Annotated in this window: 19 protein-coding genes and 2 pseudogenes; 10 read left to right on the top strand and 11 right to left on the bottom strand. The window is 34.3% G+C overall.

What is annotated here, in order from left to right:
- Positions 1-378: 378 nt before the first annotated feature.
- Complete coding sequence (locus ABWU32_RS04935; RefSeq protein ID WP_265027797.1) at positions 379-1722, top strand: alanine:cation symporter family protein; 1344 nt, start codon at positions 379-381, stop codon at positions 1720-1722.
- 346 nt (positions 1723-2068) lie between these two features.
- Entirely contained in the window at positions 2069-4747 is a 2679-nt protein-coding gene (locus ABWU32_RS04930; protein ID WP_174516893.1) for a hypothetical protein, read from the top strand.
- Here the strand turns inward: ABWU32_RS04930 and ABWU32_RS04925 are convergent.
- The 5 genes and pseudogenes from ABWU32_RS04925 to ABWU32_RS04905 form a co-directional block, all read right to left on the bottom strand.
- The gene (locus ABWU32_RS04925; protein WP_007550161.1) at positions 4739-5335 is read right to left on the bottom strand and encodes a Maf family nucleotide pyrophosphatase; all 597 of its coding nucleotides are present in this window, start codon (positions 5333-5335) and stop codon (positions 4739-4741) included. The two genes, ABWU32_RS04930 and ABWU32_RS04925, sit on opposite strands and share 9 nt — an antisense overlap.
- Positions 5313-5576 carry a translation initiation factor IF-1 gene (infA, locus tag ABWU32_RS04920; RefSeq protein ID WP_007550159.1) on the bottom strand — a complete coding sequence of 88 codons (264 nt, stop codon included), beginning with the start codon at positions 5574-5576 and terminating at the stop codon, positions 5313-5315. Before infA ends, ABWU32_RS04925 begins: the two co-directional genes overlap by 23 nt.
- Before the next feature lie 112 nt (positions 5577-5688).
- Entirely contained in the window at positions 5689-8175 is a 2487-nt protein-coding gene (locus ABWU32_RS04915) for a hypothetical protein (protein ID WP_141456969.1), read from the bottom strand.
- Positions 8176-8426: 251 nt separating this feature from the next.
- Positions 8427-9155 (bottom strand): annotated as a pseudogene (locus ABWU32_RS04910) (IS5 family transposase).
- Positions 9156-9258: 103 nt separating this feature from the next.
- Positions 9259-10536 carry an adenylosuccinate synthase gene (locus ABWU32_RS04905; RefSeq protein ID WP_015589105.1) on the bottom strand — a complete coding sequence of 426 codons (1278 nt, stop codon included), beginning with the start codon at positions 10534-10536 and terminating at the stop codon, positions 9259-9261.
- 180 nt (positions 10537-10716) lie between these two features.
- On the opposite strand from ABWU32_RS04905, the gene ABWU32_RS04900 reads away from it, so the two are divergent.
- Positions 10717-12312 carry a hypothetical protein gene (locus ABWU32_RS04900; protein WP_353278429.1) on the top strand — a complete coding sequence of 532 codons (1596 nt, stop codon included), beginning with the start codon at positions 10717-10719 and terminating at the stop codon, positions 12310-12312.
- On the opposite strand, the gene ABWU32_RS04895 is transcribed toward ABWU32_RS04900, so the two are convergent.
- On the bottom strand, positions 12266-12592 hold the full coding sequence (locus tag ABWU32_RS04895; protein WP_015589103.1) for a hypothetical protein: 327 nt from the start codon (positions 12590-12592) through the stop codon (positions 12266-12268). The two genes, ABWU32_RS04900 and ABWU32_RS04895, sit on opposite strands and share 47 nt — an antisense overlap.
- A gap of 26 nt (positions 12593-12618) precedes the next feature.
- Positions 12619-13329: a heme ABC transporter permease CcmC gene (ccmC, locus tag ABWU32_RS04890; protein ID WP_015589102.1), complete on the bottom strand. Its 711-nt coding sequence runs from the start codon at positions 13327-13329 to the stop codon at positions 12619-12621.
- Between the two features lie 135 nt (positions 13330-13464).
- Between ccmC and ABWU32_RS04885 the strand changes: the two genes are divergently transcribed.
- The 7 genes from ABWU32_RS04885 (at position 13465) to ABWU32_RS04860 (ending at position 16168) form a co-directional block, all read left to right on the top strand.
- On the top strand, positions 13465-14295 hold the full coding sequence (locus ABWU32_RS04885; protein WP_015589101.1) for a pyruvate, water dikinase regulatory protein: 831 nt from the start codon (positions 13465-13467) through the stop codon (positions 14293-14295).
- Positions 14296-14344: 49 nt separating this feature from the next.
- Positions 14345-14473, top strand: a complete 129-nt coding sequence (ykgO, locus tag ABWU32_RS04880) for a type B 50S ribosomal protein L36 (RefSeq protein WP_006279631.1) — start codon at positions 14345-14347, stop codon at positions 14471-14473.
- A gap of 49 nt (positions 14474-14522) precedes the next feature.
- Positions 14523-14837 (top strand): FtsB family cell division protein, encoded by a 315-nt coding sequence (locus ABWU32_RS04875; protein ID WP_015589100.1) that lies wholly within the window; start codon positions 14523-14525, stop codon positions 14835-14837.
- Positions 14838-15124: 287 nt separating this feature from the next.
- Positions 15125-15379 carry a transposase gene (locus tag ABWU32_RS04870; RefSeq protein WP_353278418.1) on the top strand — a complete coding sequence of 85 codons (255 nt, stop codon included), beginning with the start codon at positions 15125-15127 and terminating at the stop codon, positions 15377-15379.
- A 32-nt stretch (positions 15380-15411) separates the two neighbouring features.
- Positions 15412-15846, top strand: coding sequence for an IS3 family transposase (locus ABWU32_RS04865; RefSeq protein WP_151808064.1), 435 nt, complete (start codon positions 15412-15414; stop codon positions 15844-15846).
- Positions 15847-15849: 3 nt separating this feature from the next.
- Positions 15850-16011: a DDE-type integrase/transposase/recombinase gene (locus ABWU32_RS07965; protein ID WP_010082071.1), complete on the top strand. Its 162-nt coding sequence runs from the start codon at positions 15850-15852 to the stop codon at positions 16009-16011.
- Positions 16004-16168, top strand: a complete 165-nt coding sequence (locus tag ABWU32_RS04860) for an IS3 family transposase (protein ID WP_010082072.1) — start codon at positions 16004-16006, stop codon at positions 16166-16168. The genes ABWU32_RS07965 and ABWU32_RS04860 overlap by 8 nt, the downstream gene beginning before the upstream one ends.
- A gap of 100 nt (positions 16169-16268) precedes the next feature.
- Here ABWU32_RS04860 and ABWU32_RS04855 read toward each other — a convergent pair whose 3' ends face one another.
- From ABWU32_RS04855 to ABWU32_RS07960, 4 genes and pseudogenes are all read right to left on the bottom strand, one after another.
- Entirely contained in the window at positions 16269-17351 is a 1083-nt protein-coding gene (locus ABWU32_RS04855) for an efflux RND transporter periplasmic adaptor subunit (protein WP_174517006.1), read from the bottom strand.
- A gap of 209 nt (positions 17352-17560) precedes the next feature.
- Complete coding sequence (locus ABWU32_RS04850; protein ID WP_006280480.1) at positions 17561-18643, bottom strand: Fic family protein; 1083 nt, start codon at positions 18641-18643, stop codon at positions 17561-17563.
- Between the two features lie 237 nt (positions 18644-18880).
- The gene (gene dnaG, locus ABWU32_RS04845; protein WP_015589099.1) at positions 18881-20629 is read right to left on the bottom strand and encodes a DNA primase; all 1749 of its coding nucleotides are present in this window, start codon (positions 20627-20629) and stop codon (positions 18881-18883) included.
- A gap of 618 nt (positions 20630-21247) precedes the next feature.
- Positions 21248-21334: pseudogene (locus ABWU32_RS07960) on the bottom strand (WPE palindromic element domain-containing protein); the annotation flags it as partial.
- Positions 21335-21355 lie beyond the last annotated feature (21 nt).

Here is a 21355-nt window from a genome sequence, read left to right as displayed (position 1 = left end):
TTCAGTCTTTAACTCTATGGGAGGGAAGCAAAATCTGGCTTAATGGCATTAGTGTCGCATCAGCTTCACCCTCCCTGTGAGGTATTTTAGCTCTAATGCCTCACATCATAAAGATACAAGTGTCACGCACTAACTGTACGAACATTGAGATATAAGAGTAATTTGTACCAAGAAAAAAGATGTCATCCCAGTGCCCAGACACTGGGATGACATCGTCTTAACATTGTACCATATTACAATGTTCGTACAGTTATATGTCACGCTACTTGGATGACAAGAAAAGGTTTCTAGAATGACGGAAACGAAGTCATACATAGAAAATAGGTTAGGTATTTTCAATTTTTGTTGTATACTCAAATAAAAATCTCACTTTTACAGATGGATACAGTAAAGTTTGTTTTATTACTGCCAACAATATTACTCATGCTAGTTGCTGGTGTTTACCTATCGATTAAACTAAAATGGCTACAGGTATTTAGATTACCATACGCCCTTTCACTCCTTGGAGCTAAAAAAGGAGAAAATAAATTTTCTTCTATAGCCGCTCTGTTTACAATTTTAGGGGGAAATTTGGGAGTAGGAAATATTTCAGGAACTGCTGTTGCTCTAAAAACCGGAGGACCGGGCTCTATTTTGTGGATGGCGATAATTATTGTTATCACTTCTGTGATAAAATATGTCACTTGTTATCTAAGTATAAAAACCAGAAAGGAAAAGAACGGACGGTTTATAGGTGGCCCTGTAGCCTACATGGCTGATGCATTTAACTCTAGAAAAGCTACAATTGTGTTTCTAGTTGTTATGATAATGGTTTCAATAACAGTTGGTAACCTTGTTCAGGTAAATTCTCTATCAATACCACTTAACATGATAGATGTGCCTGTAGTCATTGGTGGCATTGTAATGGCCATAATATTTTTTGTTGTTGCAGCTCTCAGCTTAAAAAAAATTAAAATTTTTATATCGGCTATGATACCGATAATGACGGTAAGTTACCTCACACTTTGCGGTATCATATTATTTAAATTTAGTGAAAATATTCTTCCTTCTCTAAAACTAATAACAAGCAGTTTTTTTACAACCAGTAGCTTTAACTCTGGTTTATCTTTAGGTTTGATTTTAGAAATGTTGACTATTATTCAAGTTGGAACTTTGCGAGGTATTTTTGCAACAGATATAGGGCTTGGCCTTGAAGGAATCGTACATTCTTCAATTGTTCCTAAGAAAAATAACAATAAATTTATTATTGAGCAGAGTCTAATTACGATAATATCGCCTTTTATAGTTGCGTTTATAGTGTTTATTACAACAATGGTACTGTTTGTCACAGATTCTTGGATTACTGATTTAGAGAGCACTAACATGTGCATATTTGCTTTTAGAAAGGCAATGAATTGGCCTTATATTGACTATTTAATTATGGCCATAATGTTTTGTTTTGCTTTTACTACTATTTTTACTTGGTTTTTTTGCTCAAAACAGACAATACGCTATGTGTCTATGGATAATAAATACACTAAAATCTGGATTGTAATTTTTACCATGATCATTCCGCTTGGTGCGATAGGTAAAGTCCGGTTGCTATGGGATGTTGCTGATATCTCGATTGCTGCTTTGTTGTTTATCAACATACTCGCTATACTCAAGCTAACCTCTCAAGATCCAGAAGTGTTTACTATGAGTAGCAGATATTTGAAGTTGCAAAAACAGAGCTATAGCTAAAGCAATTTAGGCTATGCAGCTGTTGTGATATAAGAGTGATTTCCGCCAAGAAGGATGTCATCCCAGTGCCCAGACACTGGGATCCAGGAATCTTGATTGGCACTAAGTTAGTGAGCATAAAAGTAGCTAATCTTATGTTAAAACACAACATTTTTGATGGGGTTCGTGAAAGGCTGGATTCCAGACTGGAATGACAACTTAAATCGTTTGATGTTACCATAAAATAGCTTGTGTCATCACATTAGTAACACAACCTTCCTTAATAAAAATTCAACCAATGCTTGTGATAATTATATTAGCTAGTATTAGCTAGAACTAAAGGCAGAGGGTTATTAGTGAGGGATATATGGGCACTAACGATACACAACAAGAACACATTTATAATGAGCGCATTCAAGAAATTTTTCCTTTATTTGATAAAATAAGAAAGGAAGACGACCCAATTTATAATGCTAGAGTTGATTTTAACACAGTAAAGTTTTTAACAAAACACGCCAACTGGAATTGGGACGAAGAAGAAAACAAAGATAAAGCATATGGAGTTATTCTTCAGAAATGCGACAAGACAAAGAAAGCTGGACAAGACCTTGAAAGTGAAGTTAAAGAAAGGTTGAAAGAGTATGTTGATGATGTTGCAGGAGTTTCAATATACGGTAATCACGCAAGTATTACGCTGGGAAATAACAAAAAAGAGTTTAAAATCAGCGAATTTTTAAACAGTGATTTTTGTGAGAAGAATGAAATCTCGGGATTTTCAACATTGCATAGTGATGGAAAGAGCGGAATGCATGGTTTTGTTGCCGAGGAAGAAGGGAAAAAAATAAGACATTATGTCGTAACTGATGGTTCATATGAAATGACTTTAAAGTGGTATGCGGAGGGGAAGGAATGTAAGATCAAAATTAAGATTGATGCTAACGGTGTAGACCTTGTTAAAGGTGATGATTTTTCTCTAGAACGGTTAGAAGTAAACAGAGATGTAAAAATAGGTGGTTTATTCTTGCATGAAATACAATTCAGGGAGAAAGGACAAGGAAAAGTGAATGAGGTGCAACATAATAAAGACAGTAACGAGCTATCATCTGAAACTACAACAAGAATTGATGTTAATAGAGATGTTAGCGTTCAAGCTACTGATATAACTCGAAAAAAAGAAGATCACCATTCACATTTTGGACCACAATCTAACAGCAGAAGGCAGTCTTACGATAGCGGAATTGGAAAAGATTTTGATGATAAAATTAATTCTCAGGAGGCTAAAGAAAAGCGTGAGCTTAGACAAGCAGCACGAGAAGCAAATTCGGGAGGTCAAGTTTATAACCTACAATCGCTTTTTGAGGAGAATCCTCAGAACAAAAAAACTCCTCCGCCACTTCCACCTAGAACTAGTTCACTACCACCTAAAAAAGGTGTTTTCGATGAGCAAGGGGGAGCCAAATCTGGAAGCCAAAAACCAGATGACTTGCGCGAAAATGAGCAAACACCTAATAATCAGCAAAAAGGTGCAACTTCTGATTCTTCAGATAGTTCTACTTTCACCAAGTCTGTAAGCCACAATCAAGATAATAGGCAAGAAGATGAACGGTATGACAATCCTACATTTGGACATGCTGTACCTGGAAGCCAAAAACCAGATAGAAGTGAGCAAACACCTAATGATCAGCAACAACCTAAAACCCAGCAACAAGAAGGAAATAGCAAAGGCGATCTGTTACAAGACATCAGAAATTTCAAGAAAAACAACTTACGGCACATTGATGTTGATGATAGAAAAGCATCAATTGCAGGAAGTAGAAAAAATAACCCATCACCGTTAGAGACATTAAAGGACAGAATTCCTTATTCATCTTCTCCAGATAACAGTGATAACCAAGATGCTAGTGATGCTAAGTGGAAAGAAAGTGAACAGCCGCTCTCTGCTACAGCACTCAATAATAAAAGTGACTCGGGCTATTCATCTCCAACTCATGACAATAATGAACAATCTCAAGTAAATCCTGAACAGTTAAAGAAGAGCTTAGAGAACATTGAACAAAGTGATCAAACTCCACCTGAAAATCTTCTTAAAGAAATCAGAGATAGATCACAGCAGGATAATAGAGGATTAAGGCAAGTTGATCCTACTGATAAACTGTCACAAGATAAAGAAGATGGATTGCAAAAAGACGATTTAGCAGATGTAAAAATAGTGGAAGGTCCAACTGTTAGTGTCTCTGCTTCAACACCAAATAGTATAAGTGATTCAGGCTATATATCTCCAACTAATAGTGATAGTAAATCTCAAACAGATTTAAAACAGGTAGGAAGGAAATTAGAAGAACATATTAGACAAAGTAATCTAACTCTATTTGAAGAACTTAAAAATACATTAGGTCAAGAAAATCTCGGGTTAAAACCAGCTGATCAGAGTCAGATTAGCGAAGAAACTAAAAAACGCTTGAGAGAAGTTGGGTTGCTAAAAGACAGCTCAACAGACATAAAAGCAAACGATTCGGGCTATTCATCTCCAACTCATGACAATAATGAACAATCTCAAGTAAATCCTGAACAGTTAAAGAAGAGCTTAGAAAACATTGAACCAAAAGAAATCGGAGATACGAGTGAGTTAAAAGGAGCATTGGGAAACCCGGATAAAGGGTTAAGAGAACCGGCACAACAGGCTACTAAAGAAAATATTCCTAAAGATTCATTCTCAGAAAACATTTTAGAAAAGATAGGAGAAGGTAAACAATATGACCCTATACGTAAGTGGTTAGAAAAAACAGTGGCAGAACGAGAAAATAATGACACTAATCCAACTGTAGATAAAAATAGCGAACTATATAAATTACTAGAGAAAGATGAAGCACAACTGAAAGCTGGAGTAATAGAAGAAGAAAGAGGAGATACTTTAACAGAACACACTGATGGTTATGATCGCAATAGAATTGCATTAGCTAACAGAAATAAAAGACCACTAGATTGGGCTAAACAGGTTGCTGAGTCACAACAAAAAAAAGATACTAATAAAGGTATTTCAATATAAATTGAAGTTAAAATAATTGCTTAGCAAACAATAGGTTTCATGTAATGGTAACCCTATAACGGAAGAGTAGGAGCCGCGTAAGAACAATACGAACACTCCAGCTAGGCCTTGTATATTGCATCCCCCCGCCCTATTTTTCCACTCTTCTGATGCTAAATAATACTTAATTTCTTGTTCACTGAGACGTTTAAATTTCACTATTGTAACCACAGTCCTGATATGTTGTTTAGATTGATCGGGAGTTAATAGACATACACTGGTGTATACTCTATGCCTTCTTCCTGATAACAAGCGGATACATTTTTCTGCTTGCTCAACGTTTTCAGCTTTGAGCAATATCCTTCTACCACAAGCAACAACTGTATCAACACCAAGCACAAAGTAATTTGGATTTGAGCTTTGTATTTTCTCCGCTTTACTTTTTGCCATACGGATTGAGTAATCCTTCGGAAGTTCCTTTTTTAAAGGGGCTTCATCTATATCTGCTGGCAAAATTAAACCTGGCTCAATGTTTATTTGTTTTAGTAAAGCTATACGCCTTTTCGATGATGAAGCAAGAATAAGATTATTTAGAGATCGTTCTGTCACTTGTACCTTTAAGCCTTCTAATGATCCTACCCTTTCTCGCATTCCTATCGTAAATGCTCATCTCAACTAACACCCTATCCCCTATAATGATGCGTATTTTACTTCTTCTCACTTTCCCTGATACATGACAGATAATCTCATGTTCATTGTCCAGTTTCACTCTAAATTCTGCTGCAGGTAGTAAAGCAGTTACTGCCCCTTCCACTTCAAAAATTGTTTTCGATTTCTCGTCTTTTATCATATGTTATATTATAATTTAATAATCTTTTTTAGTCTACTATAGATTTTAAATTATTATCAACACAAAAGACCTTTTGCGCCCCACTTAAGTTGCAACTTAACCCCAACCATCTTCACAATGATACCCTACCTACGTTTCTACTCTCTGCCACCTTCTCAATAGAACTTATAGGACTTATGTTGAAAGATAAATCATTATCACAATTTTCTTCATCGCTATCAAGTCCACTATCAACGCTTAAAGATCTGAGTAATGTTGTCTTCTCTCTCAGTGGAACATAAGACTCATTATCAACGCTTGAAGATTTGGATAACCTTTTCTTCTGTCGTGGAGCATTACCAGACTCATTAGAAATTTCTCCCGTTAATTGATTGTTGAAGCTCCTTTGTTCATCAGCACGAATTTTTTCTTCCAGTCCATCAAGCATTCCTACCAATTCATCACCCCATTCATTTTCTTCTTCTAATAATTGTTTACACTTTTCTTTCTCACGCTCTAGCTCGTTTCTTAACTCTTCGACTTTATCTTCATCTTTAGTGAGTTCAAGTGTAAGCACCTTATCTCCTGGAAATTCCTCGTACTCGTTTTCTAGTTCTTCAATGTTGAGTTTTAGTCTCTCTTCTCCAAGTGTATCTTGTAAATCGCTATCCTGCCTATCTGATTCTTTAATCTTTTGCCCAATTTCTACTTGTACCTTATATTCCTGATCTAATTCTCTTAGCTGATCTTTCAAGCGCTCTTTCTGCTGGCGTCGTTCAACCATTATCTGTTCCGCATCTTCTCGTGCTTGATTTAGCTCTTTTTCCAAATTCTTCTTTCCTGCATTAACAATTTTCAGCTCTTCCTTTAGCTTTCTTTTTTCTTCATATACACCTTTAAGTTCTTGTGCTTTCCCTTGTAGCTCTTTTAACACACCTGCTAATTCTTCATTTTTTTGTGCCAGTTCAGTTTGCAATTCCGTGTTTTTTTGCTCCTCTTTTTCAAACCTGTCTTGTAAATCGCTATTCTGCTTCTCTAACTTTACAATTGTTTGATTAGCTTCTGCTTGGGTTGTTTCTAGTTTCTCCTGTAGTCGCTGATTTTCTTGTATTAATTCATGGTGCTTTTTATTTATCACTTGCAACCCTGCTTCTATTTCTTGCTTCAATTCAACAGCTTCTTTTTTCAAATTTGACATTTCTTGCTTCAATTCAACGTTTTTTTCGGACAGCATCTGATTATTTAAAATCAATTCATCCATTTGTTGTGAAGCAAATTCTGTCTGAGTTCCAGTGTGCTGTAAATTGACTTCCGTTTTAGTTTCGATTTGTTGTGAAGCAACTTCTGTTTGAGTTTCAGTGTGTTGTAAATTGACTTCCGTTTGAGTTGATGCATTGCTATTAATAGAAGGAGGAAGGCTATTGTCAGCATCAACTTTAGGGTCTAATTCCCCCTCTGGTTCCTTGCGATAGGCCACTATAGATTCATTTTGAAAATTGTTATTAGCAGTAGGCACAACATCAGCAGCCTTACCCTTTTCTAGTACAGCATCATATAAGGAGAGACTTTGAATATATAATTCATCATTTTGCTTTATCAATTCTAAGATCTCCTCCGATGAAACAAAATCTTCACCATTAAATTTTAGTACTTCAGTTATGCGACCGCTACTCACATTCATAATCATGGTACAAATTGAAACATTCCCGAACTCATCCTTTATAGGCCAAGTGCTTGTCATTTCATAACATGTGCCTTCTTTAAATTCATAATATCTTTTCTTATCTTCTTGATAAGCGTATATTTCATGTTTTTTATTGCAATAGATATTCAATTTTTTAATATCTTTCTCTTGCTGTAAAATGTCACTAATTCTTGTTGGCTCACTTTTATTGTAATTAATAAGGTTAACATTCAAAACTCTATGAGCATTATCAGTTTCTGTGTAATAAGCTTGAAGCTCTACGTCTTTCCTCTCAAAATATTTACTTGCAGTTTTTTTTCCCTGCTCTGCCAACTCTATGCATTTATCTATATCTTCCTTAAAGCTCTTATTAGCAGACTCTGTTACTGCTTTATCTATGTACGTTTGTTTAAAATCTCTATCGTTTATTAGGTCATAAAAACTCCACCCATCCCCAAAAGCCCCCTGCACGTAAGTGAAATTCTTTTTTTCCTTTAGTTCTCTTAAGAACCACACCTTTTCTTTCAGATTTTTCAGTTGAAAGCTTACCCTTGCCTTTACACTAGAGTTTTTGGCAGGAATACTAACTTCTTCTAATTCTTTAAGTAATTTGTTATTTTTTATAATTGAGGAGCAAAACTTTACAATAGCAGAATTTGCAAACGAAGGATCTTTTTTTATATCTTCATCAATAATTTCTTTAAAACGTGCAAATTGAGGTAGAACATAAAAATTGATTATTTCTTTTTCTGATCTTGTTTTATTAGCATAAGAGATATCACCTAATTGTGAATATAACTCTTTTAATGTATAGTAGATAAGCGTAGAGCAATAAACCTCCCTATTCAGTGAAGTTGGTCCAATACACTTTTCAAGTTGATCACCTGTTTTTCCTGCCTCTGCTGTTTTTTCTTCTTTAGCCAAACTTCCAATCATAATACACCTCCTTAACTATATTTATATTATACCAATTAACATATATTAAAAGAAATCAAACTGTATAACCTCGTCCTACACTAACTTTTATGATTACTTAATTGTGTAAAAATAACTGCAAGTGTTAAACTTGAGCTTTTATTTTTCATTATACATTTCTTACTACATGTTTATACTGCTGTCTTGCATAATAGACTATTCGAAGTTACACAAGTATTTTTTTTATTAGATAAGAGTTAGTAAGAGCCTGTTCATAATTTTTTCAGAAGTAAGGCAGTGAAAGCCAGAACTACCATTTGTAGGCTAGTATTGAGTTTTCGCTCACAATTTTTCCACAATCTTCTACATTTTTCTAACCAAGCAAAAGATCGCTCCACAACCCATCTTTTGGGCAATACAACAAAGGAACGTAATTCATTTCTTTTGATCACTTCAACGGTTGCACCAATAATCGTTTTTATTTGAGTTACAAAATTCTTTCCAGTATAGCCTGCATCAACCAGTACATTTTTAACTCCCGAGAGGTTTTCTTTTGCATTTTCGACCATTCTCACAGCACTGCTACGGTCAGTTATCTCTGCTGTTGTTGTATAAATTGCATGCTTGCGTATCTACTGCAATACGGCCCTGAAATCTTCTTGCCTGCATCATAGCTTCAGCAGTATCTGCATTTTTTATACTCTGTGCATCAATTATGCAGAAGCTTTTCCGACCATTGTTTTGTCGCAATTATTTTTTTTTAATACCAGCTCCAGAACACTTTCTTTATTTGCATCTGGTTTTTCACTCCACTTCTTAAAATAGTCGTAACAATTGCGCCATTTTGGGAACTCTTTTGATACCATTCTCCACTGGCAACCACTTTTTAACACGTATAACACTCCACAAAATACATCATGTAAATCAAGTGTTCTTGGTTTTGTCTTCTTTCTGCAAGATTCCAGATCTGCTACAATAATCTCAAACTTTTCTCGACTTATGTCACTTGGTTATAAACTTCGCATATCCTACTTTATATACTTTATCCTCTCACTTTATCTCTTTTTTGAGATTACGTACAGGCTCTAAGATACAAAGACGTTTTCAGAAATCTTTAAGCTTAATAACATCCTCTCTCTTTGGACTAGTTGAGATTAGATGAATTGGTACACCTATTAATTTTTCTAACCTGTCTATATATTTTATTAAATTGATAGGCAATGCTTTAATCGACCTTTTACCTTGAGTGTTTTCTTTCCAGCCAGGAAACTCTTCATATATTGGCTCTAATTCCCCTTGTATTGAATGCGATGCGGGTAAATAATCATACATTTTTCCGCTATACTTGTAACCAGTGCATATTTTAATTGTATCAAAAGAATCAAGCACATCTAATTTGGTTAATACAATGCTTGAAACTCCAGAGAGTTGTACGGCCTGGCGCACTAAAACTGCATCGAACCATCCGCAACGCCTTCTCCTATTGCTCACTGTTCCAAGTTCCTTGCCTATAGTAAATAAGCTGTCCCCCACTTCGTTCTTTTGCTCAGTAGGGAATGGACCATTGCCCACTCTTGTTGTATAAGCTTTTACCACACCAATAATGTAAGCATTGGAGGATAATCCTGAGCCTGTTATTGCTTGCGATGCTACGGTATTACTTGAAGTAACAAAAGGGTAAGTTCCGTGGTCGATATCTAAAAATGCGCCTTGGGCACCTTCAAATATTATTTTCTTACCTTCTTTCATCAAGTCATTTAATATCTTCCATACAGGTTTTTTATATGGAAGAATTTTTTCTGAAATCTCTTGAATTTCCTTTAATATTTCTTCTTTTTTAACCACCTGGTAGTTAAGGCCTTTTCTGATAGCATTGTGGTAATTCAGAAGAGTATCCACTCTTTTGTTGAGCTCATCTGCGTTTTCTAAGTCACAAAGGCGTATAGCTCTCCTGCCAACTTTATCTTCATAACATGGCCCTATCCCTTTGTTTGTTGTACCAATTTTGTGATTTCCGTTTAAATCTTCAAATAGCTTTTCCTTGTCCTTATGTACGCTAAGTATTAATGGACAGCTCTCGGATACCATCAAGTTGTTATAGTTTATGTCCACTCCTTTAACTTTCAATGACTCTATTTCTGAAACTAGAGCATGCGAATCAAGAGCAACACCGTTTCCTATAATAGATATTTTGCCTGGCCTCAAAACAGCAGAGGGCAGTAAATTTAATTTATAAACCTCATCATCTACTACTATAGTGTGCCCTGCATTATTTCCTCCCTGAAATCTCACAACTACATCTGCATTCTCAGAAAGATAATCTACTATTTTACCCTTGCCTTCGTCACCCCATTGCAGACCAATAATTACAATGTTATTCATCATTATTTTCTAAATTAATACATAAATATTAATACAGTACGCTACAAATGAAAAGAGAAATCTACGCCTTTCCTACACCCCTTAAATAAAGAAATATACTGTCGATTTTCTTAATATATTACCAAATTATTCATCATTATATGATATAACTTACAGCATATTTACAGTAAGGTGTTATTTATGAAAGAGACAAAAGGAAAAAATAATAAGAGTCCAGTAGTTAGATTAAAGGCCACAGCTAAAGAGTTCAATTTTAGTAAATTAAGAGCAGATCAAGATAATAAATTAGCGAATTCCGGTGAAACAATGTTCTTAGATTTTCAAAGGATGAATTTTATTATTAACGGAAAAGAAATAGATAAAAATCTTATTATTGCATTTAAGGAAGGAGCTAAGCACCGCAAAAGCGAACTTTTTAATAGTGATGATATATATAATGACGAAATATTTAACAAAAAAGGAACAAGAGAAATAGATACGGATCATGGCAAAGCTTTTGTTGCTTCAGTACTCGAAGATATTGAGAAAGAGCTTGTAAGTAATGCATTGGGTGAGCTATGGAAAAATCACTGTGAAAATTCCAAAACTGCCAATCATCAAAAAACCGATTCATATAAGAAAGAATTTGAAGAATTTTACAATGCTGGCCAAAGGTATATCCATCTATTACCAACAGAGAAAGATGAAAACAAGGATTACCGTTCCTTTGCAAAAGAAGTTTTCAAAAAAATGTTCAGATACGCTGGGGCAGAAGTTCCAAGTGATGCTATTTTAGAAGAGCTAGTTACCAATTGTAATCAAGCAGGGTATGAGGCTGCTCCATTTATACAAACCCAACTTGCACTTGGACAGTCGTTCATAGTAGAAAATCCTAAAAAAGTAATAAACATTGATTGTGCTAACCAAAATAATGTGAGAATTAGATCTGATATGAGGCTACCAATACTCTCTGTTAAAAATCAAGTTATGCATGGCGATAAGATATGTAATCTGTCTAGTTCATTGGAATTTACAATTGAATCTCACAATGGTGAAGACTTTGTAACATACAGAGATGGTAAATTGTCACTTACTATTCCTAAAGAGTTAAAAAATTATAAAGATAATGGCAAGAGCTTGTTTGACATTATTAAAGAATATTTTCAGAAATTCTGTGCAAAATTAGGATTTAAACCTGAGACAAAAATACAAATAGAGCATGGCTTCGGTGCTCAAAGTAACTATTTAGATGGTACAATATCAACCACAGGATCAGATGCAAATGAAGAATTTATCAATCTTTTAAGCGAAAATCTCAGAGAGAGGTTATTGGGGTCAGGAGTTGCTCTAGAAGATGAAGATGTTGATGATATTGTTGAAGTCAGAGTATCTACCGTTATAGATCTATTGAGTGATTATGCTAAATTGGAAGATAATAAAGAACACAGAGAGTTATTAATAAGTAAAATAGCAGATAATTTAGGACTTTCCACTCAAGATAAAACAGCACCAGAAGTATTGATGGAATTAGGCTCTTTACCTTCTTTGATAAAAGGTCAGGTTAATCATAATCAAGTGCAGTCTGTTGTAAATACTTTTATTAAGTTAATTATTGAAGGGAAAAGCGAAGTATACAAAAAAGGAGGTGCGATTAATGCAATTCATAAGGAGATAGATAAGGCAATTGTTGAGCAAGAAAAAAAAGCAACCAACAAACAAGATATAGAAAATGATAAATGGACAGATAGAATCAAAAAACAGAATTATTCTGCGGAATCACATGAACATTTACCTTAAAGATATTAGTAGGCTCTTTAAATATTTTAGAGTTCATGGTTGCAACGGTTGCTATTTTACAGCGCACCTCATCGTAAAAACTACGTGCCGTTGCATCATATGTTTCAAGAACGTTGGTAAAATGTTCAAGTTGATCTCGATTCAATACCTGATCTATTCTAGTTAGTTGGTCATTGCTGCTTTTAAAATTAGTTAGATCACATAACATAGCACGTTCTTCAGTTTCAGCAGGCAAGTATTTAAAGTGACCAAAGATATTTTGCCTAATTTTCTCTAGCATATTTACCTGTATACTTACAAAGCTACCTAATACCGCATACTGATTTCTCTCTTTATCTTATATAAATTAATTAAGTAAAGTGAATACAGTATCCACACTACTAAAAAAAATGTGGCACAAAACATAAACATTGCAACCAGTGGCAACAGCAGGGAACTTTCTATTGCTATTCCACCTTTTCTCAAAATGCTTGCTGGCTGATGGAGAGTGGACCATAAATTCACGGAAAATTTTACTATAGGAATATTTATAGCACTAAAGATGGCAAATACTGCTGCTGATTTTTCTGCCCTCGCTTCATTATCAAAAGCGCTCCACAATGAAAGGTAGCCAACATATAGGAAAAGTAAAATCAGCATTGAAGTAAGTCTTGCATCCCATACCCACCAAGTGCCCCAGGTTCCTTTTCCCCAGATGCTGCCTGTGATTAAACATATTGCCGAAAAGATTGTCCCTGCAGGAGCAGCAGCATGTGCCAAGACACTAGCAACGCTATTGTTCCATACCAATGAAATGAAACTGAGTGATGCAATTAATCCATATATTCCAAGAGCAAGCCATGCAGAAGGCACATGAATGTACATGATTCGTACAATTTCTCCTTGTTTATAATCTTCTGGAGAGAAGAATAACGCCAAAGACATTCCAATTAAAAAACATGCGAAACAAATAACCCCAAGCCAAGGTAGAGCTTTCTTAGAAAAATAAGAGAAATTTGTAGGCTTTAATAAAAACATTCGTTTTGAGAATAATTGTGTTAAGAATTTACCAATTAGTTTGAGTTTTATCAACAGGATAGTTTTTCTATATTTACGTAGGTCAACAAATTAGCATAATTTCAGTAGCAGATTGCTAGCTATTATTTTTAGTATATGACCCTTAAAAAGCTTAATCTACACTTAGTATCAGATTCAAGTGGTGAAACTGTTATATCAGTTGCAAAATCAGCTCTGAAACACTTTCGTTCTATAGAAACGATCGAATATGTTTGGTCTTTTGTGAAAAAAGAGGAGCAGATTGACAAAATTCTGGAGGAAATTAATAGGAAAAGTGATGAGCATAATTTTGTTATATGCACTATTACTGATGATGAGCTAAGAAAATATTTAAAAGATAACTGTATAAAGTTGAAAATTCCCTATAGAGCAATATTATCACATATTATTAGAGAAATTTCGTCCTATCTTGAAATTGAAAAAGACGAAAAGCTTGACTTGCATACTGAGATAAATAACGAATATTTTCAGCGCATTGAGGCAATAAACTACACTATTAATCATGATGATGGACAAAATATTCAAGATATTGATAAAGCAGATATAATTTTGGTTGGAGTTTCACGTACATCAAAATCTCCCACCAGTACGTATTTAGCTTACCGAGGCTATAAAGTTGCAAATATTCCTTTTGTTAGTGGAGTACCCTTTTATGTTGACTTGGCAAAATTAAAAAATAAACTAACGATAGGGGTAACAATAGACGTAAGTAGGCTAATAGAAATACGCAAAAATAGACTTACTTCAATTAACAACGAAGATAATAATATATATGCTAACCCTGAGAAAGTAGAAAAGGAAATTAAAGAAGCAGAGGAGCTCTTTAAACAGAATAACTGGCCAATTATCGATGTCACGCAAAAGTCGATCGAAGAAGTATCAGCAACAATTATACAATATTTTAATAAAATGTTATCAATTGACTAACTCTTGATAAGTGATTATAATGTAAAGTAATTTAATTCTTACTATAGATATGAAAGTCAAAGGGTCGCTAAAATCTCATCGTAACAGAGATAAAAATTGTAAAGTTGTGAAAAGGGGTGGTAAGATTTACATTATAAATAAGGTAAAGCCAAGGTGTAAAGCGCGTCAAGGTTCTTAGCTTTTTGTTCACCTTTTCATGTTATATATTTTTTATATGTGAAAGTACGGTGCTTATATCTAAAAAGAAGCAAAAGTTACTGTGTTTAAGCGCAGCCTTACTCATTTCTTCCCTTACATTATATTTCAGCATTAGCACAATTACAGGTAAACGTGGCTTATTGACGTTAATCGATTTAAAAAAAGAAATCGAGTACAATAAACTTTTGCTAAAGGATGTCTCTTCTGAAAAGGAAAAGTTGGACAACAAAGTATTTGGCTTATATGAAAAAAGCTTAGATTTAGATCTGCTTGATGAGCAAGCAAAAAATGCTTTAGGTTATGTGAACCCTAATGAACTTATGGTTGTTCTTGACGTGAAATAGCAGTAGAGATCTCCCTACGTCATACCGCCGCGGCGCTAACACGTAGCGGGATGACGGTTTTTCAAATTGTCGGTAAATCTAAGTCAGTTTAGCTATATTGTCTCTCACACCGCTTAGCTGAACAGACAATGGCGTCAACTTAAGGAAAAATGTCAGCGATAGTGTATAAAATTTCTCTCTAAAATTTTTACCATTAAATTACCCAAAAGCTGCATGACCTTACCCAGAAAAAGTGGAGAGAAAGAAAGGAGTTTTTTCGGGTAAAATAAAATTTTGGAGGATTAGAAATGGTAAGAGAATATACGGCAGAATTCAAATTGGAAGCTGTTAAGCTGACAAATGAACAAAGAAAGGTAGGTCAACCAGTTGCAAAAGTAGCAAGAGATCTAGGAATAAGGGATAGTGTATTAGGAAAATGGATGAAGAAACACAACGAAAAAAAGTCGGCAGCAGATGCATTTCCAGGTAGAGGTAACATGGCTCCTTACGACAAAGAGAGGTTTGATTTACAAAGCAAGAGTAACAAGGGAAAGAGACATTAAAAAAAAAGCCCTGGCCAGTCAAAAAGAGTAAAATATTTTTTTATATAGTAACTGCTATAAAGTACAGGAATTATGTAGGATTTTCTGCTAGTGGCTACTATAAGTGGACCACAAGAAAAATAAGCAGTAGAGAATCAGCAAATAAAGAGTTATTAGCAGATATTCAAAAAATATATCAAGCTTCTAAATGTAGATATGGAGCTCCTAAAATTCATGCTGAATTGAAGGCTTTGGGTAAAAGTTGCAATTTGAAAACGGTGCAAAGTATTATGCAGAAAAATGACATCAGGGCTATACTGAGAAGAAAGTTTAAAATTAAAAAACAACAAACAGATAATAGAGCTGTAGCTCCCAATATACTAGATCAAAACTTTATTGTTGATCAACCAAATAAAGTATGGGATTACTTACATCAAAACCAAGGAGGGATGGCTATATTTGGCAGCAATAATTCTCACGTATGGTAGTTAATGAGTAGTGCAATAAATAAACAATTGGTTATGAACTCTTTATTAATGGCCATTAATAGGCGTAAACCTGTTAAAAATCTACTGCTGCACAGTGACCAAGGTTCACAATATACTGCGCAAGGGTATCAATATCTCTTAGCTGTAAAGAATATAGATGAGTAATAAAGGCTGTTGTTACGACAATTCTGTTGCAGAAAGCTTCTTTAGCTCATTGAAAAGAGAAATACTTATTGATACTTCACAACACTCTGCTCAACAAACTAGAACTGCAATATTTGAATACATAGAAATTTTTTATAACAAACAACGTCACTATTAACTATTGCGTTCCAGAACAATTTGATGCATCATTCTTTTTGTAAAAAACATTCCACACTTTCTCTCCACTTTTTCTGGGTAAGGTCAAAGGATCTTATGTCTTAAACCTTATCACCAGGCTTAACAAATAGGTGGCCCAATACTATTAACTTTATGGGTTTATCTTCGTTATTTGCTACTATCCAAACCCCATCGCTCTCATGATCAACAATTTCTATTGGTGCAAATACTACATAATTATTGTCATCAACAATCTTTATTCCAAGAGCACCCTCGTCACTTAAGCTCAGGGCTGAAGAAGGAATTTTATATGCAAATCTTTCGCCTGAAGGTAGTCTTACGTTGGCAGTTAATCCCTGCAAGGATATCATTTTATTATTAGTTACCTTTACCTCTACCCTATAAGACCCAGTTTTAGGCTCAGCAATTTTACTAATAAAACTTACTTCACCTGCCAATTCTTTTCCGTCCAGTAAATTAATTTGAGCTGTGCTGCCTAGCTCTATTTTACTTACTTCATTTTCCGAAACGTATAACACCACAAGAATTTGATCGAAATTAACCACGTCAGCTATTTTTTGCCCAGCATTAACAAAATCCCCTTCGTTTGCATTGATTTTATCAATATAACCATCTATAGGAGATGTGACTGCAGTATTTTCTAAATCCAATTCTAGCCTTTTTAGGTCAGCTTTTGCACTTTGTAACGCAGTAAAAGCTGCTTCTACTTGTATTTGTGCCCCATAGCCTTTTTTATTCAGTTTGTGAGAGGAATCATACTCAATTTCACGCTGCTTTAATAAAGCTTTGGCTTTCTGAGCTTGCTCAATCCTGTCATAATCTTCTATCTTTAACACTACATCATCTCTTTTTACCTTTTCACCATCAGGTAAATAAATAGCAATAATCTTACCACTTATTTTTGAGACAAGGCTAGCTCTATGTAAGGGATTTACTGTACCAGAAAAATTTAAATATATAGTGCGGTTTTGCGGCGCACATTCTTGAGTTTTTACTGAAAAGCTACTAGTTGCATTATCGCTATGAACCGCCTGATCTTTTTTTAAAAATGCACTGCTGATAAAAAACAGTAGAATAAAAGCAATACTGGAAATGATGATTACTTTGTTTCTCACCTTTAAACAATAGAATTTGTTGACCAATCTTGTTAGAAACAACTGCATAAATTTTCGAATCAGAAATGTAAGTATAATACATGTACCATTGTCACTCCATAAATAGTTTTATATGAGAACAAACACAAGATTTTCCTACAATAAGTAAGTTTTTTATTGCTAAAATGCAATTTTTAATCGAATAAAAATGTAAAATTGCAAACAAAGTTGTGCATAAGACTGGATTTAAAAAAATCTTGAAAAATATACTAAAACTTTTAAATAATAACTTTATATCTAGTGGCTTTGCCTTCTCCAAGACGCTGTAAGTATTTCATCCCTAGCAGTTTCTTTGTAATTGCCTCTACTGTTCTTGGAGGAAATCCTAGAGCTTCTATAGCATCTTTTCTACTAAATTCTTTATCTGCAAGGCTAAGTGCCCATTCCCAGAAGAACAATTGTTTTCTTGATAATAAATATTCAGTATTCTCCCTCTCAAGAATATAATGCGCCTCATTTGCTTGCGTTTTGAGTACATTAAGAAAAAATATTAACCACGGGGAAATATCTTCTTTGCCACTTTTCCAGCTACTTTGTGTTTTATTAAGCGCTAAGTAGTAATCAAGTTTGTTAGTTTCAATTATCTTTTCATGTGATACAATAGATACAAAATCATAACCCTGCTGCAACAGCATTAAATTAGTCATCAATCTACTAGTTCTGCCATTTCCATCTTGAAAAGGGTGTATTGCCAGATACTCAAAAACAAAGTTAGCAACAATAATAAGAGGATGCTTAAATTTATTATTTAAGGACCAGTGATACCAATCAATAAGCTCTTGTACTTCCTTTCTAACAAGGTAAGGTGGTGTGGGATCAAAAATTATACCAACAACTTTTCCATTCTGATCTTTTGCCTCAACTCTATTAGAACTTGCTTTGTATTTTCCTCTATGATACAAATCTTTTTCACTATAAAGTAGCATCTGGTTGTTAATGTGCAATATTGATGACTCACTAATTGGAATATCCGTATAATCATGAAATATTAGTGTAAGCATTTCTAAGTAGCCAGCAATTTCTTGCTCATCTCTATTTTTAAATTTTTTGACACGTAGGTTTTTATATAGATCCTCAACTTCTTTATCGGTTAGACGATTTCCTTCAATACGGTTAGAAGCGCCAGAAGATGTAACAATAACTGAATGAGTTAATCTTTCAATTGTTTGTGGTAGTAGTTTTTTCGTTATCTGCCAGCTATTTTTAACACTATCAACTGCAGTAATTAACTCGTACACTTGTTCAATTACAGGCCCTTCTAGGTTGAGACGTGTACTAAGACGAAAATTCTTCCAGTTCATATTCTTCTCACATGCATATTATGTGAGATAATGTGAGATAATGTGATAAAAGTCAATAGTAAGCTTTATATGCATAGCAGAGCTAACTACAAAAATTATACATTTTCAAGTGATCCTAACCATATCAAAAACTACAGGGCAAAGCTGTTGGAGGAAGGCTTAATTAGTTAAAAATTTCAATCTTATGTAAAATATTGTCTTATTTTGTAATTTTCTTGTTGACTAACGAGACGATATCTACTTTTCAATAAACTCCATTTGCATTTCTTGTATACTACTTTCTATTTGCTCTATTTGTTCTATTAACCTTTCTTCTAAGTCAAGATTACCGCTCAGCCTCGCTTCGGTTCTTTCTTTTCGTAATGCATTTAATTCTTTTAGTAACACTATATTATTCCACACAATTTCTGCAGATTTTCTCTCGTTCAGTTGGCTATTTAGTACACTAGTTTTTTCAAATACATACTTTATAACGTTAAACTGTTTCAATTCTTGTAACAAAGCCTCTTTATCGAGTTTGCTTTTGTTACTTATTACATCAATTACACGCTGTTGTAATCTTTTCATCTCATTAGTAAATTCAAAATGAGAAAATTGCTCAAAAAATATAGGACGGTTCAAAATTTCAGGAAATTCTACGGCTATACGCAAAATTACGGCCTGATTTTGCTCTGCTTCAATTAGCTCTGGAGATTTGTTATGAAGATACTCACCTTTTGTTGCTCCAGTTTTACTATTAAAAATCTGTTTTTTGAAGCTACTTCTTAGTTCACTAGCCTTATTGTAAAAATAATCTCTGTAATACCTTCTAATACTGCTGTTGCTAATAGTATTTACATATTCCATGAACTTGTGCTCAAGAATTGAATATTTTTCCGGAGCAAGTTTTTCATAATTTTGCAAATTGCTATCGATTATGTGATGCCATAAATATTCAGAATGCAGTTTTGTTGAATGGTCAAGAGCAGTCAACACGTCTTCTTTCTTGTATGCCAGTTCGTTACATATATCGTATGGATCTTTATTACTTGGCAAAGTCACAAACTTTAACGTGTATCCAGGCTCTAATATTGGCAGAGCAAGTTCTGCAACTCGAGTAGCAGCATGACGTCCAGCACTATCGCCATCCATACAGATGGAGATTTCTTTAGCAAATCTCCATAGATTTTTTATCTGCTCTGCAGAAATTGCGGTACCAAGCGGAGCAACTGCATTACTAATTCCTGCTTGATGTAGCGCTATAGCGTCCATATATCCTTCAACAACGAGTATGTGCTGTTTTTTACGTATTTCGCTTAAAGCAAAGTTTAATCCGTATAAATTCTCCCTCTTCTTAAAGAGCTGACTCTCTGGACTGTTTAAATATTTCGGCTGTTGCTCAGAACTTAGCACACGTCCGCCAAAACCAATAACTCTCCCTGCAATGCTCTGTATAGGAAATATCAGCCGGTCATAAAAATAATCATGAAAATTTTTGTTTACTAATCCAATATCAATCAAAATTCTGTCTTCAATACCTGAAGAGTTTAAATACTCTTTCAAACCAGAGCTTGGTGCATAACCTATCTTAAATTTATCTATGATTTTAGGTGAAATCTTACGCTGCTTTAAATAATCTACAACACCTTGATTTTTTTGTGCAAACCAATTTGCAGCTAAATCAAGCGCTAAAAATAGTTTATTGTCCTCTTTTGTAATACTAAGATTTTTGGGCAGTTCAACACCTGTAACCGATGCTAATTTTTCCAATGCTTCTTTAAAGCTTAATCCTTCAGTTTGTGAAATAAATTCAAATGCATCACCACTAGCCAAGCAACCAAAACAGTAATATAACCCCTTAGTATTGCTCACCGAAAAAGATGGGGTTTTTTCGTTATGAAATGGACAGAGCCCAACAAAACTATCTCCTCTTTTTATTAATCTGACTTTTTTACCTACTATGTCGGATAATAATAATTTTGATTTTATAATATCTATATGATCCATCTTGTTAAATTAGTAGTAGGATAAAAATTATATAGAATTTATACACATCTGACTCGAAATTTATTTCTATAACTAAAGCAATTTAGATTTACCGACAATGTAGCTATACAAATTCAAGAGCAATCCTGTCATCCAGGTAGCCCACAGAAACAAAAAACTTCCTTGACAAACCTCGCCAGCGCCCTTATCATGAAACTGAAGCTATTTATTTATCTTCTCTGTACAGATTAAATGACAAAAAAACTCAACGTATCTGGCGTCTCATGTTTAATTTTTTGCACTATGTGCACCTTATGTCTTTATCAAATTTCCGGGTTTTGACCTACACAAGCTGAAATACGCTTATAAAGCATTTAAAACATTAAAAAACGCCAACTTAAAAAATGGATAGTGAATAACTAGCTACCCTAGGGTTTCTTTTGCCTTTTTTTCTGTTTAGTAAATTTCTTAACGTTTATAATTTAGATTAGTTGCAGCTTAAAAGCAGCTAAATCGCGGTTATTAAGTGTTTAGAATAAAAAAACGCCATACTTGAAAGTATAATGTAAGTAATTAGCCAACCACGGGGCTTCTTTTGCCTTTTTTTTCGTTTGGTAAATTTCTTAATATTTATACAGAAGGTGTCATTCCAGTGCTTGACACTGGAATCCAGTTCTTATTATACAGCTATCTGGTGTACTTATTTAAAATTAAGTTTTCTGGATCTCAGTGCCAAAGCACTGGGAT

The organism is Wolbachia endosymbiont (group A) of Udea olivalis (genome assembly GCF_964028365.1).
Taxonomy (GTDB): domain Bacteria; phylum Pseudomonadota; class Alphaproteobacteria; order Rickettsiales; family Anaplasmataceae; genus Wolbachia; species Wolbachia pipientis.
The sequence above is the reverse complement of the archived record's forward strand: the minus strand, read 5'-3'. Positions and strand labels throughout refer to the sequence as shown.

Bases quoted from the DNA above. Each gene is read 5' to 3' on its own strand.
- dnaG (WP_015589099.1), bottom strand. From the start codon at position 20,629: ATGGATCATATAGATATTATAAAATCAAAATTATTATTATCCGACATA.
- ABWU32_RS04885 (WP_015589101.1), top strand. From the start codon at position 13,465: ATGACCCTTAAAAAGCTTAATCTACACTTAGTATCAGATTCAAGTGGT.
- ABWU32_RS04915 (WP_141456969.1), bottom strand. From the start codon at position 8,175: ATGATTGGAAGTTTGGCTAAAGAAGAAAAAACAGCAGAGGCAGGAAAA.
- ABWU32_RS04870 (WP_353278418.1), top strand. From the start codon at position 15,125: ATGGTAAGAGAATATACGGCAGAATTCAAATTGGAAGCTGTTAAGCTG.
- ABWU32_RS04935 (WP_265027797.1), top strand. From the start codon at position 379: ATGGATACAGTAAAGTTTGTTTTATTACTGCCAACAATATTACTCATG.
- ABWU32_RS04860 (WP_010082072.1), top strand. From the start codon at position 16,004: ATGAGTAATAAAGGCTGTTGTTACGACAATTCTGTTGCAGAAAGCTTC.
- ABWU32_RS04855 (WP_174517006.1), bottom strand. From the start codon at position 17,351: ATGCAGTTGTTTCTAACAAGATTGGTCAACAAATTCTATTGTTTAAAG.
- ABWU32_RS04905 (WP_015589105.1), bottom strand. From the start codon at position 10,536: ATGAATAACATTGTAATTATTGGTCTGCAATGGGGTGACGAAGGCAAG.
- ABWU32_RS04900 (WP_353278429.1), top strand. From the start codon at position 10,717: ATGAAAGAGACAAAAGGAAAAAATAATAAGAGTCCAGTAGTTAGATTA.
- ABWU32_RS04930 (WP_174516893.1), top strand. From the start codon at position 2,069: ATGGGCACTAACGATACACAACAAGAACACATTTATAATGAGCGCATT.
- ABWU32_RS04895 (WP_015589103.1), bottom strand. From the start codon at position 12,592: ATGCTAGAGAAAATTAGGCAAAATATCTTTGGTCACTTTAAATACTTG.
- infA (WP_007550159.1), bottom strand. From the start codon at position 5,576: ATGATAAAAGACGAGAAATCGAAAACAATTTTTGAAGTGGAAGGGGCA.
- ykgO (WP_006279631.1), top strand. From the start codon at position 14,345: ATGAAAGTCAAAGGGTCGCTAAAATCTCATCGTAACAGAGATAAAAAT.
- ccmC (WP_015589102.1), bottom strand. From the start codon at position 13,329: ATGTTTTTATTAAAGCCTACAAATTTCTCTTATTTTTCTAAGAAAGCT.
- ABWU32_RS04850 (WP_006280480.1), bottom strand. From the start codon at position 18,643: ATGAACTGGAAGAATTTTCGTCTTAGTACACGTCTCAACCTAGAAGGG.
- ABWU32_RS07965 (WP_010082071.1), top strand. From the start codon at position 15,850: ATGAGTAGTGCAATAAATAAACAATTGGTTATGAACTCTTTATTAATG.